The 13,973-nt window shown below is 70.2% G+C and carries 12 protein-coding genes and 2 pseudogenes; 9 read left to right on the forward strand and 5 right to left on the reverse strand.

Annotated elements, in window-relative coordinates:
- Nucleotides 1-13: 13 nt before the first annotated feature.
- The 4 genes and pseudogenes from ACH4SP_RS02950 (at nt 14) to ACH4SP_RS02965 (ending at nt 4,474) form a co-directional block, all read left to right on the forward strand.
- On the forward strand, nt 14-850 hold the full coding sequence (locus ACH4SP_RS02950) for a hypothetical protein (protein ID WP_398408544.1): 837 nt from the start codon (nt 14-16) through the stop codon (nt 848-850).
- A gap of 49 nt (nt 851-899) precedes the next feature.
- Nucleotides 900-1,343, forward strand: a complete 444-nt coding sequence (locus ACH4SP_RS02955) for a DUF6093 family protein (protein ID WP_398408546.1) — start codon at nt 900-902, stop codon at nt 1,341-1,343.
- The gene (locus ACH4SP_RS02960) at nt 1,340-1,723 is read left to right on the forward strand and encodes a DUF6093 family protein (protein WP_398408547.1); all 384 of its coding nucleotides are present in this window, start codon (nt 1,340-1,342) and stop codon (nt 1,721-1,723) included. The genes ACH4SP_RS02955 and ACH4SP_RS02960 overlap by 4 nt, the downstream gene beginning before the upstream one ends.
- Before the next feature lie 2,148 nt (nt 1,724-3,871).
- Nucleotides 3,872-4,474 (forward strand): annotated as a pseudogene (locus ACH4SP_RS02965) (SDR family oxidoreductase).
- 465 nt (nt 4,475-4,939) lie between these two features.
- Here ACH4SP_RS02965 and ACH4SP_RS02970 read toward each other — a convergent pair.
- Nucleotides 4,940-5,485 (reverse strand): winged helix-turn-helix domain-containing protein, encoded by a 546-nt coding sequence (locus ACH4SP_RS02970; protein ID WP_398408549.1) that lies wholly within the window; start codon nt 5,483-5,485, stop codon nt 4,940-4,942.
- A 442-nt stretch (nt 5,486-5,927) separates the two neighbouring features.
- Nucleotides 5,928-6,647: a class I SAM-dependent methyltransferase gene (locus ACH4SP_RS02975; RefSeq protein ID WP_398408551.1), complete on the reverse strand. Its 720-nt coding sequence runs from the start codon at nt 6,645-6,647 to the stop codon at nt 5,928-5,930.
- A 403-nt stretch (nt 6,648-7,050) separates the two neighbouring features.
- Here ACH4SP_RS02975 and rho point away from each other — a divergent pair, with 403 nt between their 5' ends.
- Nucleotides 7,051-8,208, forward strand: coding sequence for a transcription termination factor Rho (rho, locus tag ACH4SP_RS02980; protein WP_398408553.1), 1,158 nt, complete (start codon nt 7,051-7,053; stop codon nt 8,206-8,208).
- A gap of 18 nt (nt 8,209-8,226) precedes the next feature.
- On the opposite strand, the gene ACH4SP_RS02985 is transcribed toward rho, so the two are convergent.
- Entirely contained in the window at nt 8,227-8,898 is a 672-nt protein-coding gene (locus ACH4SP_RS02985) for a CGNR zinc finger domain-containing protein (RefSeq protein ID WP_398408555.1), read from the reverse strand.
- Between the two features lie 54 nt (nt 8,899-8,952).
- Here ACH4SP_RS02985 and ACH4SP_RS02990 point away from each other — a divergent pair, with 54 nt between their 5' ends.
- The 3 genes and pseudogenes from ACH4SP_RS02990 to ACH4SP_RS03000 form a co-directional block, all read left to right on the forward strand.
- Nucleotides 8,953-9,714 (forward strand): AzlC family ABC transporter permease, encoded by a 762-nt coding sequence (locus ACH4SP_RS02990; protein ID WP_398408556.1) that lies wholly within the window; start codon nt 8,953-8,955, stop codon nt 9,712-9,714.
- Nucleotides 9,711-10,019, forward strand: coding sequence for an AzlD domain-containing protein (locus ACH4SP_RS02995; protein WP_398408558.1), 309 nt, complete (start codon nt 9,711-9,713; stop codon nt 10,017-10,019). Before ACH4SP_RS02990 ends, ACH4SP_RS02995 begins: the two co-directional genes overlap by 4 nt.
- A 33-nt stretch (nt 10,020-10,052) precedes the next feature.
- Nucleotides 10,053-10,289: pseudogene (locus ACH4SP_RS03000) on the forward strand (alpha/beta fold hydrolase); the annotation flags it as partial.
- A 69-nt stretch (nt 10,290-10,358) separates the two neighbouring features.
- On the opposite strand, the gene ACH4SP_RS03005 reads toward ACH4SP_RS03000, so the two are convergent.
- Nucleotides 10,359-10,946 (reverse strand): EF-hand domain-containing protein, encoded by a 588-nt coding sequence (locus tag ACH4SP_RS03005; protein ID WP_398408560.1) that lies wholly within the window; start codon nt 10,944-10,946, stop codon nt 10,359-10,361.
- Nucleotides 10,947-11,122: 176 nt separating this feature from the next.
- On the opposite strand from ACH4SP_RS03005, the gene ACH4SP_RS03010 reads away from it, so the two are divergent.
- On the forward strand, nt 11,123-13,054 hold the full coding sequence (locus ACH4SP_RS03010; protein WP_398408562.1) for an amidohydrolase family protein: 1,932 nt from the start codon (nt 11,123-11,125) through the stop codon (nt 13,052-13,054).
- Here the strand turns inward: ACH4SP_RS03010 and ACH4SP_RS03015 are convergent.
- Nucleotides 13,009-13,896, reverse strand: coding sequence for a formyl transferase (locus ACH4SP_RS03015; RefSeq protein WP_398408564.1), 888 nt, complete (start codon nt 13,894-13,896; stop codon nt 13,009-13,011). The two genes, ACH4SP_RS03010 and ACH4SP_RS03015, sit on opposite strands and share 46 nt — an antisense overlap.
- Nucleotides 13,897-13,973: the final 77 nt, after the last annotated feature.

Below are 13,973 nucleotides of genomic sequence, written 5' to 3' on the forward strand. Positions count from 1 at the left end.
GAAGAGCGACCTCATGGTTGACACCACTGCGGCTGTCCGCTCGCTGATCACCCCGCACACGGGTCCCCTCGCCAGCATCATCCCGACCGAGTACGGCACCATGTCGGACCTGACGGCGATCGTCGAACCCGAGAACGGGGGGCGGGTCTTCATCAAGGCGATGAAGCACCGGCCCGGCGGGCGGCTTACCTCGTTGCTGCGGGAGCGGGACATCGCCCCGTACGTGGAGTCGGTGTCCCCGGCCCTGCTGTGGACGGCCGAGGACGCCGACTGGGTGGTGCTCGGGTATGAGGCGGTCGAGGCGGCCCGGTCGGCGAACTTCCGGCCGGGCTCCGCCGACCTGCACACCGTCGTGCGCCTCGTGCAGCAGATCGGGGGGATTCCCCTCCCGGACGTCGCCGCCGACTGGCGCGAGACGAGGTGGGACAGGTTCGCACGCGATGAGGAGGAAGCCGCCCTGTTCGCCGGGGACGCCCTTCTCTACACCGACATCCACCCCAACAACTTCCTCATCACCACCGGCCGTGCCTGGGTCGTCGACTGGTCATGGCCCACTCGCGGGGCCGCATTCATCGACCCCGCAATCCTGGCTCTCCAACTCATCGCCGCCGGGCACACCCCTGCAGGAGCCGAGGCGACCGTTGCGCACCTGCCGGGGTGGAAGGGCGGAGACCCCTGTGCGATCACGGCGTTCGCCGCGGCCCAGGCGCGCATGTACTCCGCCTTCGCCGCGCGCAAGCCGGGTGAGAAGTGGTTGAAGGCTCTGCTGGCGGCCGCTGAGCAATGGACGGCTTACCGACGCACGGGAAGCGGGACGACCGAGCTGCACGGACCTCCGCCGACTCCCTAACGGACAATAGGGGAAGGGGGTTGTCAGCGGCCGCGGTTACGCTCCGATCATGAGCACCCCCACGGAGGGGCTGACTCTGGGGGCAGTCAGCGACCTGATCAACCGCAAGATCCTGACCGACACCGTGCGCATCACGCGCGCCGGTGAGCCGGTCTTCAACCCGGACACCGGCCAGTACGAACCAGGCCCGCCCAAAGTCCTCTACGAAGGGCATGGCGGGGTCTTCCCCGTCGGCTCCCCGGGGATCGTCCTGCACCTGGAGGGGCAGGCGTACGTCAACGACACCGAGTCGAAGTACCAGCTCCTCACCCCGCTCGAAGCCCCAATAGCCTCGCGGGCCGACACGGTGGCCATCGTGAAGGCCGGAGACCCGGCGGCGATCGGACGTACCTGGCGGGTCCTGGACATAGGACAGGTATCCGCCCTCGCTGTCGTCCGGACGACGTTCCTCGACCAGCACACCAAGGCCACCCCGCCGGCAGGTACCCCGTGAGCACTCCCATCGACACGGCGGAGGAGCGGACCCACCTGGAAGCGACGGTCCTCGTCGACACGATTCGCATCACCCGACCTACCGGCGTGCCGGTCCTGGACGTGGCAACCGGGCTGCTGGGCCCGGTTCCCGCCACCCTCATCTATGAAGGGAAGGGGGCCGTCCTGTCCGGGCACGGGCAGGTCACCGCACAGCACATGCTCGGCCGGGAATGGCTCGACGACACCGTGTCCTGGTACCGGCTTCTTACGCCGATCTCTGTTCCGGTCCCGGCCCGCTACGACCGAGTGGAAGTGATCACCGCGGTGAGCGAACACGCGGCAACACAGGGCAGGACGTGGCAGGTTCTCGACCGGCCGAGGTGTCCACGGTGGAGATAGCTCGCGTGACGCGACTGGACGAGGTTACTCACCCTTACTAGGCAACTGCCCCACGTAGGCAGGCGTGCACGGATTCAGCCGTCTACGCAAGTGCCCGATGGAGAAAAATGCGGCATTGAGGTTGCCGAGTTCGGCGAAAATAGGGCAGCGTGTATCAAGTCGGGGTTGGTTAATCAGCCAGAGTGTTTCGAAACCCTTTGACTCATCGCATTCCGTCACTGAGGATTCCCCTCGGAACCCCCACGAGGGGGCCACGGAGGGGGCGCAGTATGAGGAAATTCGGTAGATCGTTAGTTCTGGGCTTTGCGGGCATGGCGCTCGCAGTATTTAGCTCCGCGACGCCAGCAGCTGCGGTCGGGTTTCAGACTGCCGCTGCCACGAGTGACGCTAGCTTTGACGCGACTGCGGGTCTCAAGGTCGGGCAGCCCGTGATCCACAAGCGCGGTGACGGGGTGCAGCCGCCCGCATGGATGGGAAACCCTTCAGAATGGGGGGTAGTAAAGCTCGAAGTTAATGCGGCGACGGATTCTGCCCCGTCGCTGAAAGATGGCTGCCAAAACGTCTCTCGTGGCATCTGGTGCTACGGATGGAAGAAGGTCGATCCTGGAAAGAGGTGCTACTCGAACTACAGTGCAGATGTGGAGCACAGGTCTACGGTGCGGGTGATGAATGTGGATCACCACAGCGGCTGGGTAGGTATAGGTCAAATATCCTACGCTAACGGATATTCGGGCTTGCAGTACACGTGCTATAGCTATTATGCCAACGCCTAGTTTCTGAGGCGCGGGTTCAAGTACTCCTGGATAGGGTAGCTAGAGTGCAGCTCGGGACCTGCATGAGGAAATCATGTGGGTCCAGAGTTGTGCCGTCCCTGCTTATTTTTCGAATGGATAGGGGAGAGAGATTAAAGATCTTTCGCTCGCTCGCGCTGCGTCGCTGGCGTTGCCGCTAGGTGCTGGCTTGCTGCTTGGGTTGGTGGGCCCTTTTGCTTACAAGTGGGATAGCGCCGTTGGTGCGGTCGTGGGCGTCATTTTCTCTAGTGGGTGGTCGTGGGCCTGTTTTGCTTTTCTAGTGGGCTATCTTCGGCAATCGAAAATTGAATCAACCATACTAGCAGCCTTGGGGTTGGCTATCGGTGTGGTGGCCTACTATGTTTCTAAAGACTGGAGTTCTTTCGGTCAGGATGCAATGACGGCCGGTGTCTCAGGCGGAGGGACGTCTTCGAAGATTGAAGCGTGGGCGTTCTTCGCTTTTGTATTGGGGGCGCCCCTCGGGTTCTTGGGCAACGTGGCTCGGGTGCCAGGTGTTGGCGGTCTCTTCTTTAGGCTACTCATTCCCCTCGTGGCCTATTATGAGATGAGCATGCGATTGAATGACGAGGCGCGGGGGATGGATTCAATTATCGTCAATCTCTGGACAGTGGTTCGGGTCCTTGCGGTTGTGGCTGCGCTTGCCCTGGTAGGGCACACAATCTGGAGTTTGTGGCGTGTTCGGCGCAGTCGTCCTTCAACGCCTAAAGAAGGACTTGATTGCCGACCAGCCCGTGAGGTGGACTGAAGCAATCAAGATCTCAGGGAAGTTGTCCCGCTGGCGGTGGTACCGAATTCGTGGAGACTTGCGTGTCAGTGCGCTGGCCTAGGTTCGGTTGGTACTGCAGCGGAAGTTCCGCTGCAGTACCAACCGAATCACCGACGTGGTGAAGGGCGTCCTCGTCCTTCACCACGCATCAGCGTGAGGTTGGAAAAGGTGTCATTGACGCGATCACTACGTCCGACGACCGCCATGTGCGGATCACGTCGGAAGGGACGCGGGGGACCATCGAAATCGACTGCGCTGACTGTTTGGCAGCCGTCTCCGCCTACTCGCTATATCACGACGTCGGTCGGCGTCCGGAGCTGGTCATCCAGATTGCGGACGCTCGGCCCCACGAATTCGACGTGCGCGCGTTGTCGTCGGTTACCGGCGGTCGTGGAAGCACGAGGTGGTCACCGACGGGCTGACGGTGACCGCGACCGTCGGCACGAACAAGCCCGGGGCCGGACGCTGGAGTACGGATTCGTCGGCGCCGACAGCCTCGGCCGGATCTTCAACCAGCCGCCGTTCCTGCACGTGGGGCCCGAACGCTTCGTCGCGGTGGGCGACCGCGTGGTGAATCTGGATGTCAAGGAGCCGGAGGAGGACCCCGGAAGCCGGGCGTCCTGGGTCTGCGTCGACGCGGCGGACTGGCAGGCCGTTGACGAAGCGGTGACCGAGGCGCACCGTACCCACGGCAGCCTGGACGTCGTGATCGCCAACGCCGGAATCAGCGTCAGGCACGCCGCCCTGGACATCACGGAGAAGGGCGCGCGACGCATCGCTGACATCAATCTGCTGGGCGTACTGGGACTGTGGCAGTCCGCCGGGCGCGTCATGGCGGCACAGGACGGGGCGGCGTCCTGCTGGCCACGGCGTCGGTCAACGGCCGCCGCGGCTACTCGTACTACCCGTACTACAACGCCACCCAGGGCGGCATCATCGCCCTGACCAGACCTTCGCCCTGGAGCTGGCCCCCGCATCCGCGTCGCGTGCGTCAGCCCCGGCGCGGTCCTCACCCCCATGCAACTCGCCGAATACACCGGCGACATGCTCGCGGAGGTCAATGCGCAGATCCCCTCGGGACGCCACGTGGCCCCGGCAGAGATCGCCTCGGCGCTCTTCTGCCTGGCGTCGGCGGAAGCGGACTTCCTGGCCGACCTGGTCGACGAGCCGTGACTGTCGCGGGCGCTCGGTCCGTACACCGCCCTGCTCAACACCGGGCAGGTGCTCGGGTCGCTCGCCGCCGGGCTCCTCCTCGGCCGGGCGCACTTCGGCTGGATCTTTGTGGTGGACGCCGTGACGTTCCTCGTCGTGGTGGCGGTGGTCCTCACCGTGCCGGACCCGGGTGGGGCGACGGCGGGCGCCGGATCCGCAGGCCCCCGGGCCGGTGCGATCCTGCCGGGCATACGGGAAGTGGCCAAGGATCCCGCCCTGGCCCTCACGGTCGCGGGATCGGAGGACGTGGGCTCGGTGGTCGGGAGATCGGTGCTCGTGGGCTCGGTCGGCGTGCAATTCGCCGTGACCAACGCCGTGATGGCCACCGAGGTCTTCCGCCGCACGGCGACCGGGTTCGCGGTCCTGCCCGCCGCGGTCACGGCCGGCCGTCCCCTGGCAGCCCAGCCGCACATCGGTGCAGGAAAGTCACGTGACGTACCGGTAGCCGACGCCCCGTACCGTCTCGATCGCCTTGCGGTACGGGGAGCCCAGCTTGCGGCGCAGCCGGGCGATGTGGACGTCGACGGTCCGGTGGTCCGCCGGGTAGCCGCGCCCCCACAGGTCGGCGTGCAGCCGCTCGCGGGTGTGGACGCGCCAGGGATGTGCGACGAGGTGGGCGAGCAGGTCGAACTCCAGCCGGGTGAAGTGCAGACGGCTTCCGGCGACCGCCACGGTCCGGGTCTCGGTGTCCACCTGGATCTGCTGCTCGGCGACCTGGCCGGCGGGCGGGGGAGCGGTGGGCGGACCGGCGGCCGGGGGAGTGGCGAGGGCTTCCACGTCGGTGGGCACGAGTACGAGGTACCCGGCCAGGGGCGGCCTGCCCGGCGGTGCGGGCAGCGCGGACTCGGGTATCTCGAACCAGGTGGCACCGGCCAACTCGCCCCACGGGGCCGGTGGGCCGTCGGCCCGTTGCAGTTCCGGAAGGCCCAGCTCGGGCGAGAGGCCGGGATAGGACGAACGGGTTGTGCTCACAGAGAGACCGCATCCTCTCTCGGGACCCGCGGTACGTCGCGTACGCGTCGCTCCGAGTCCGCAGGTGTGGGGTGACTTGACAGTCCTGGGCCCGGCTGACACTACAGGTGACGAGTAGGTTTCGGAAAGTAACTTCCGGAGGACGGGATTCTATGGCTGGATTTGATCGCGGACCCTGCGGACCCCTCGGGCGTGCGGCCCCTGCGACCCCTCCGGCCTGCGGACTTCCCGGACCTGCGGACTTCCCGGACCTGCGGACTGTCCGGACCTGCGGACTGTCCGGACCAGTGGACCTCGCGGGCCCGCGGACCCTGCAGCCCCGGCCCTCTCAGCCCGCCCGGACCCCCGGTTCTCCCGGCCCCCCGGTTCTCCCGGCCCCCGGCCCTCCCGGGCCCGTCGGCCCCCTCGGGGTGACGGGCCGGGAGTGGGTCGCGTCCGTGTTTCAGCGGCGGGTCGCCACCAGCATCCTGCAGCGCGGGGCGCCGTCCGGTCGTCGGCCGAGTTCGTCCAGTGCGTACAGCTCGACGCCGAAGCCCGCGGCGGTCAGTTCGGCCGTGACGTCGCGGAGCCCGAAGCCGCGGTAGTACATGACGAACGGGGGCCGCCAGAGCGCGTTGCGCACCCGCATCACGGTGTCGAAACCGAGCATGGCGAGGTGGCCGCGCGAGCCGGGCACGGCCGGGGCCGGGAGCGGGAAGGCGAACCGGCCGCCGGGCCGCAGCACCGCGCGGACCTGCGCGAAGAGCGCGGGCCGCTGGGCGGGCAAGAAGTGTCCGAAGGCGCCGAAGCTCACCACCAGGTCGAAGACCGGGCCGAAGGGCAGCGCGAGCGCGTCGCCGCGTACCCAGTGGGCGGGCACGGCCGTCGGCGGACGGCGGCGGGCCACGTCGAGCATCCCGGCGCTGACGTCCACCCCGGCCACGCGCTCACGGCATACCTCCTGGAGCACTCCCGCCCCCGCACCGGTGCCGCAGCACAGGTCGAGTCCGGTGCCGAAGGGGCCGAGGCCGCGCAGCACCCGGGTCACGGGTGCGAGGACTGCGTCGGGGGTGCGGAACGGCGTGTGATCGAATTTGGGCGCGAGCAGGTCGTAGCCGTGCTCGACGGAGGACAGCGCCTGGACGGCGAGCTCTCGGAAGGTGGGGCCCTGGGGTGCGAACATCGCGCCCAGCATAGGCCTCGGAGCCACGCGGCGCCGGGCGTCCCCGCCATCTTGTGGTACGGTGCCGTCAGCACTTGTGTACGCCCCTTCTGTGGCGCCGGTGCCGTTTCCTTCTGCGGATGCTCTCGCATCCTCCTGATCGCGTCTTCCTTCTGGATTCCGGCGATCGCGCGGTTCCTCTTTCCGGAGCACCGCACTTCTGTATCTCTCCCGCAGGGGTTCATCTCTCTCGCAGGGGTTCTCTCCCCTGCGCTTCTCCCACCCGGACCTCCGGATTCTGGGATTCCCACCGGCTGCGGGCTTTCCTGTCCGCCCCGCGAGGCCCTCGCGCCCGCCGTTTCGCCGGATCTCCTCCCCTCCAGCGTTCTCGTACGCCACACGTCCTCGAAAGGACCGGTCCACCATGACCACCACACTTGAAAATCCCCACGGCACACCGTCCGTGACCGCACCCGCCGCCCCGCCGGTCCAGGCCATGGGCCTCCTCGATCTCGCCGGAGGGGGCCACGGCTTCCTGCGCGGGCCGACCCTCGAACCCACCTCGCACGACGTGCAGGTGCCCGCCTCCCTGATCCGCCGACTCGGCCTGCGCAAGGGCGACTTGGTGAGCGGAGTCTGCGGCAGGCCGCGTACGCTCGCCCAGGTCGACCGCGTGAACGGCGACCCGGACCACGCGACGAGGCGGCGCCCCCACTTCCGCGACCTCACCCCGCTGCACCCGCGCGAGCGACTGCACCTGGAGAGCGCGGCGGGTGGCCTCGGGCCGCGCGTCGTCGACCTGGTCGCCCCCGTCGGCAAGGGCCAGCGCGGGCTGATCGTCGCGCCGCCCAAGACCGGCAAGACCGTACTGCTCCAGCAGCTCGCCGCGTCGGTCGCCGTCAACCACCCCGAAGCCCATCTCATGGTGGTGCTCCTGGACGAACGGCCCGAGGAGGTCACCGACATGCGCCGCAGTGTGCGGGGCGAGGTGTACGCCTCGACGTTCGACCGGCCCGCCAAGGCGCACATCGCGCTCGCCGAACTGGCCGTGGAGCGCGCCAAGCGCCTGGTCGAGGAGGGCCGCGACGTCGTGATCCTGCTCGACTCCCTGACCCGGCTGTGCCGGGCGCACAACAACGCCGCCTCGTCCGGCGGCCGCACGCTCAGCGGCGGTGTCGACGCGTCCGCGCTGCAGGAGCCGAAGCGGCTGTTCGGCGCGGCCCGGCTCACCGAGGAGGCCGGTTCCCTCACGATCCTGGCCACCGCCCTGGTCGACACCGGCTCACGCGCCGACGACTACTACTTCGAGGAGCTGAAGAGCACCGGCAACATGGAGCTGCGGCTGGACCGGACGCTCGCGGACCGGCGGGTCTTCCCCGCCGTCGACATCACCCCTTCCGGCACCCGCCGCGAGGAACTCCTCCTCCCAGCAGCGGAGTTGGCCGCCGTACGCGGCCTGCGCAGGGCCCTTCAGTCGCGCGACGGGCAGGCCACCCTGGAAGCCGTCCTGGCCAAACTGCGGCACACCCCCGACAACGCTTCCTTCCTGCGCCAGGTCCACTCCACGGTTCCCACCTCCTGACGCTGTGCCCACGAGCCGTCAACGCGGCGGCGTCGGACGCTTGGTGCGCGCGTAGTGGCGGCGGGCGCGATCGCGGTTGCCGCAGTCGCCCGAGCTGCACCACCGGCGGGTGCCGCCGCGGCTGCGGTCGAGGAAGAACCACCCGCAGCCGGGCCCTTCGCAGCGCCGGATCCGGGTGAGGGACGGGCCGCCGAGCAGGGCTTCGGCCTGCAGCGCGAGCGCGTCGCCCAGGTCGGTGAGCTGCCCCGTGCCCGGTTGCCAGCGCAGCGGGAACTCGGGCGGCAGCTCGGCGTTCCGGCGGGCCAGCAGGATCGCCCCGCGGAGTCCGTCCCACTGCTCGGGCGGCGGGGGCCCGCCGTCGGTGAGGCGGTCCAGGACGGGCCAGAGCAGGGCGCGCAGGCCTCGCAGCGCGGTCAGTTGACGCTCGGTCTCCCCTGGCCCGGCCGCCGCCAGCGTCCCGTGGAGCTCCGTGGACTGCTCCGGTGTGAGCAGTCCGGCGGCGACCGCCCAGCGTGCCCAGGCCTCGGCGCCGGTCACCCGCTCGGCACGACGGGTGGGGTCCGTACGCCAGGCAACGGTGTTGGCGAAGTCCAGTACCGGGTGTCCTGCGACGAGCGACACGTCCGCGTCGGGCGTGTGCGCGCCGCGCGCCGTGGACGGGGTGCCGGTGTCGTTCTTCTCTGCTGTCACTCCGTCATTATTCATCTAACGGGCTTGAGGGTTTATGACTGTTAGGGTGCGGCCATGGAAAGATCACCGTCGGCGCCCGGCGCCGCCACACCCCGCGAGCGCTTCCGCTCCGGTCTCACCGTCGGGTCGGGGCTGGCAGCAGCCTCGTTCCTGCTGGCCATCAGCTTCGGCGCACTCACCCAGGCACAGGGCTGGGGCAGTTACGCGCCGGTCCTGTGCTCCCTGGTCGTCTTCTCGGGCTCGGCACAGTTCGCGCTGGTGGCGGCCCTGGGCACTGGCGGCGGCATAGGCACAGCCGTCACCGCGGCGGCTCTGATCAACAGCCGGTTCCTGCCCATGGGCATGGCCGTCGCGGGCGACCTGCGCGGCGGCCGGCTGCGCCGGGCCCTGGAGGGCCAGGCGGTGGTCGACGGATCGTGGGCCGCCGCGCACCTCGGCGGCGGACGGTTCGACCGGTACGTACTCTTCGGCGCGAGCGCGATCCAGTGGCCCGCGTGGGTGGCGGGGACCGCGCTGGGTGTCGCCGTCGCTCCCGACCCGCAACTCCTGCACACGCTCGGGCTGGACGTCCTGACCCCCGCCCTGTTCGTGACGCTGCTGTTCGACGAGCTCCGCAGGGAACGGGCCAACCGGCTCCCGGCGCTGCTGGGCGCGGCCCTCGCGGCAGCACTGATCGCCGTGCTGCCCACCGGGCCCGCCCTGATCGGTGCGGCCGCCGCCGCTCTCGTCGCCCTCGTCAGGCCCGCCGCAGGGGCACCCTCCCGGCCGCTTCCGTCCGACGGGCCCGTCAACTCCGCCACGGAGGCGGCGAGATGACCCTCTGGATCGCCATCGGTGCCGTCGCCCTGCTCAGCTTCGCCTTCAAGGCCGTCGGCCCGGCCGTCCTGGGCGGCCGGGAACTTCCCGTACGCACCCGGTCCGTGATCGCGCTCGTGGCGCCCGCGCTCCTCGCCGGATTCATCGTGACGGACGTCGCCGGGCCGGGCTGGAGCTCGCTGGACCTCACCGTGCTCGCCGGACTCGCGGCCGTCGTCGTCCTGCGCCGGTACCCGGCACCGATGCCGGTGGCTCTGCTGGGCGCGGTGACCGTCACCGCACTCCTCAGGCTCTGGGCCGCATGACGCCCGGGGGGCCGGAGCGTTCAGCAGGGAGGGCTGGGCATGGTGTTCTCCCGGCTCGACTGCGGGCCGCGCTGGCGCGAGCGGTTGCCCGGAATCGCGATGCCGACGCTCGTGGTGCACGGCCGTCGCGACCCGTTCTTCCCGGTCGGCAACGGTGAGGCGCTCGCGCGCGAGATCCCCGGTGCGCGGCTGCTGGTGCTCGAACAGGCCTCGACGGCGATCCCCGACGCCGCCGCCGACGAAGTCGCCGCGGCGATGCTCAGGCTGTAACCCACCAACTCGCCGATTCACCGAGCCACCGAGTCGTCCGTGCTCCCGAGTTGTCCGTGCTCCCGAGCGTCAGGTGACAGCCGTCTGGAAGGCGTCACCGAAGAGCCAGTTGCCCGGGGCTTCGGCGTCGGTACTGGTGAGGAACTCCCAGAGCGCGCGGGCGAGTTCATCGACAGACAGGTGGCCGTCGCCGTCCAGGTCGAGTTTGTCGAAGGCAGTCTGCCGTGCTTCCGGTGACACCCCGAGGGCGTGCTGGAAACAGCCGAATTCCGCTGCTTCGACCCGCCCGTCGCCGTCCCGGTCGCACAATTCCCAGATCGGTACGCAGGCGGCGAAGGCCGCCGCGCCGGGACCGTCCTGCCGGTCGGCGGTCAGCCGGAGCATGCCGCCGCGGAACTCGGCCGCGTCGATGCGGCCGTCGTGGTCGGCGTCGAGTACCGCGCTCAGGGCCCGCCACCACTCGGCGGCGGCGCCCAGCAGGGCGACGGACTTCGGTGCGTCGAAGGGCTCGCCGACCGCGGCGATCAGCCGGGCGGCCAGGGTGAGGACGTCGCCGGAGTCGACGACTCCGTCCCGGTTCTGGTCCGCGTACCCGAAGCAGATGTCGATCTTGCGCTGCAGCAGTCGGCTCTGCTCCGGCATGGGTTGTTCCGGCATCGGCCGCTCCGTTTCTGCTCCGTGGGGTGTGCGGGGCAGCGTACTCAGCGGCGGGCAGGGCGCGACCGCCGGACACGCGGCGCGGGCTGCTCCGAACGGGCGAGTGCCAGTGAGTCCGCTGTCCGGCCGGGGAACGGGTGGCGATGTCATGCCCAGCTAGGACGGAGAGCATCCCTGTGGACCCGGAGCCCGCCCGTACACCCGCCCCGCTGGATGTGCTGATCACCGGAGCGACCGTGATCGACGGCACCGGCCGCGAGGGCTTCGTCGCCGACGTCGGCATCCGCGACGGCCATGTGGTCGCTCTCGGCCCGGCAGCCGGGTCCTGCGGTGCGCGGGACCGGCTGGCCGCCGACGGGCTGGTGCTGGCTCCCGGATTCATCGAACTTCACAGCCACGCCGACCCGTTGGCCCTGCGTGAAGCCGAGAGCTCGCTGCGGCAGGGGGTGACCACGGAGATCCTCAACCCGGACGGGTTCGGCACCGAGGGCGCCCCCTGGGTGGACACCATGGAGACGCCGGACATCACCAGGACCCTGGCGTTCGCGGCACAGCCGCCGGGCATCGCCGTCAACATCGGTGCCTATGTCGGGCTCGGCGCGGTCTGGGCGGCCGGTGCGGGGCTGGCCGACGAGCGGCCGGACGCCCAAGCCCTGCACCGCATGCGGGAGTTGGTGCTGCGGGCGATGGCGGAGGGCGCCTGGGGAGTCTCGGCCGGCCTCTACTACCCGCCCAGCGCGTACGGGACGACGGAGGAAGTGGTCGCGGTGGTGTCGGCCGCCGCGCCCTGGCGGGTGCCCTTCAGCAACCACGTACGCAATGAGGGCTCGGCCGTGCTGGCGGCCACCGTCGAGAGCCTGGAGATCGCCGAGCGGGCCGGTCTTGTCGGGGTGATCGCCCACATGAAGGCGATGGGCCCGGCCAACTGGGGCGCCACCGCCGCCACCCTGCAGGCGGTCGCCGACGCACGCGCCCGGGGGCTGCGCGCCGCGGGCGAGGTGTACCCGTACCTCTCCAGCAGGACCGGCCTGAGCGTGCTCGTACCGCCCGAATTCCGCTCGGGGGGCGACGCGGCCATGGTGGCGCGGTTCACCGACGCGAAGCTGCGGCCGCAGGTGGCGGCCGGGATCGAGCGGGTGCTGTACTCCCGGGTGGCGGACGCCCGCAGCGTGCACCTGGAGGACTGCGGGCTGACCCTCGGGCAGTACTGCGCGGAGCGGGCGGTCGGACTGGGCGACGCCGTGATGACGCTGCTGGAGCAGGACCCCCAGGCGATGGCGGTGTACGACTTCGGCCACGAGGCGGACCTGGAACGGATCCTGCGCCGGCCGTTCGTCGCCGTCGCCTCCGACGGCGGAGCCTGCCTCGACGAGCACACCCACCCCCGCAACTACGGCACCCAGCCCCGGGTGCTGGCCCGCTACGTCCGGGACCGCCATCTGCTGACCCTGCCGCAGGCCGTGCGCCGGATGACCGGTCTGCCCGCATCCGTGCTCGGCATGACCGACCGAGGCCTGGTGGCGCCGGGGACGGTCGCCGACCTCGTCCTTTTCGACCCCGTCGCCGTCCGCGACCGCGCCACCTACGAGCAGCCCCGGCAGTACGCGGAGGGAGTGGCCGCCGTCCTGCTCGCCGGGGTCTTCGCGATGCGCGACGGGGCGCTGACCGGGGCCCGGGCGGGGCAGGTGCTGCGGCGGCCGCCGTACGCGGTCAGTGATCCCGACACGGGGCTCCCGCAGGACCCGAGGGAAGGGGCGGTCCAGGTCGTGGTGGCGGGCAGCGGCCCGGCGGGCACGTGCGAGGTGGAGCTGCACGGGCCGGGCCACGGGACCGCCCCGCAGGGCCGTGCCGTACTGCGCACCCCTGACGGCCGGGTGTTCACGGCGTCCCGGCTGGGCTGCCTGCGCGCGGGGACCGACTGGGCGGTGCTGGTCGGCGTCGGCGGTTTCGCGGACGGTGTGCCGGGGGAGGAGATCCCCTTCCGGCTGACCGCGCAGACCGGGGACCCCCGGCACCAGGGGCGGCCGACCCTCGCGTGGGAGGTGCGGGGCGGGCCGACGGCCTACGGTCCGCTGCTGGGCGCCGTCACGGTCACCGGCGGTGGCTGAGCCGCGGTCACCGGCAGCGGGCCGACCGCACGGGGAGTCTCGACGGTGGTGAACGGCCCGAGCAGCTCCCGGTGGTCGCCCGGGGCGATCAGCCGCAGGCCGCGGTCGTGGAAGGCGGCGATGTCCCGCACCCCGGGCAGCGACCGGTAGCAGCGCTTGCGCCCGTCCTGGCGCAGGCTCGGGACGGTGCGCCCGGCGAGCACCTCGGGCAGGACGTTCAGCAGCGCGGCGACACCCTGCGGATAGGTGTGGGCGACGTGCCAGACCAGCGAGCGCGCGGGGTCGACCGGCAGTCGGCCGAGCCCGAGCACCGGCCCGGTGTCGATTCCCGCGTCGATCCAGTGCACGGTGCAGCCGATGGACTCCTGCCCCTCCAGAAGGCTCCAGAACGGCGAGAAGAGCCCGGCGTAGCGCGGGAGTTCGCCGGGATGGACGTTCAGGACGCCGAGCCGGGGCAGGCTCAGCACCTCGTCCCGGAAGATCAGGCTGAACCGTACGGAAATGATCAGATCGGGCGCGAACTCGCGCAGCAGCCACAGACCGTCCCCCTTGTTGATCTCCCGCACCGAGCGGCACCTCAGCCCGTACCGGCGGCCGAGGTGGCCGAAGCTCAACAGCCGGCCCGGCGGCGCCTCCAGTGCGTCGAGCCGCTCGAACAGCGCACGGTTGGGCACGTCCCGCTCGAAGCGCTTCAGTCGGGCCAGCTCCGGCACGCTGTGCTCTCCCGCCCGGTCCACCTCGGACATCAGCACCTGCACCCGGTGCCCGGCAAGACCGGGCAACAGGTGGTTGAGCGCCACGCAACCCGGCAGGTCACGCTTGGTGCACACGGTGATACGCATGGTGGTCATTCTCGCCGGAGGCCTGCCGCGGTGCATTCTCGCCAGCCTCCGGGGGCTCCGGGGGCTCCGGGGCCAAC

Origin of the sequence: Streptomyces sp. NPDC021093, from assembly GCF_044333135.1 — a bacterium.
GTDB lineage: Bacteria > Actinomycetota > Actinomycetes > Streptomycetales > Streptomycetaceae > Streptomyces.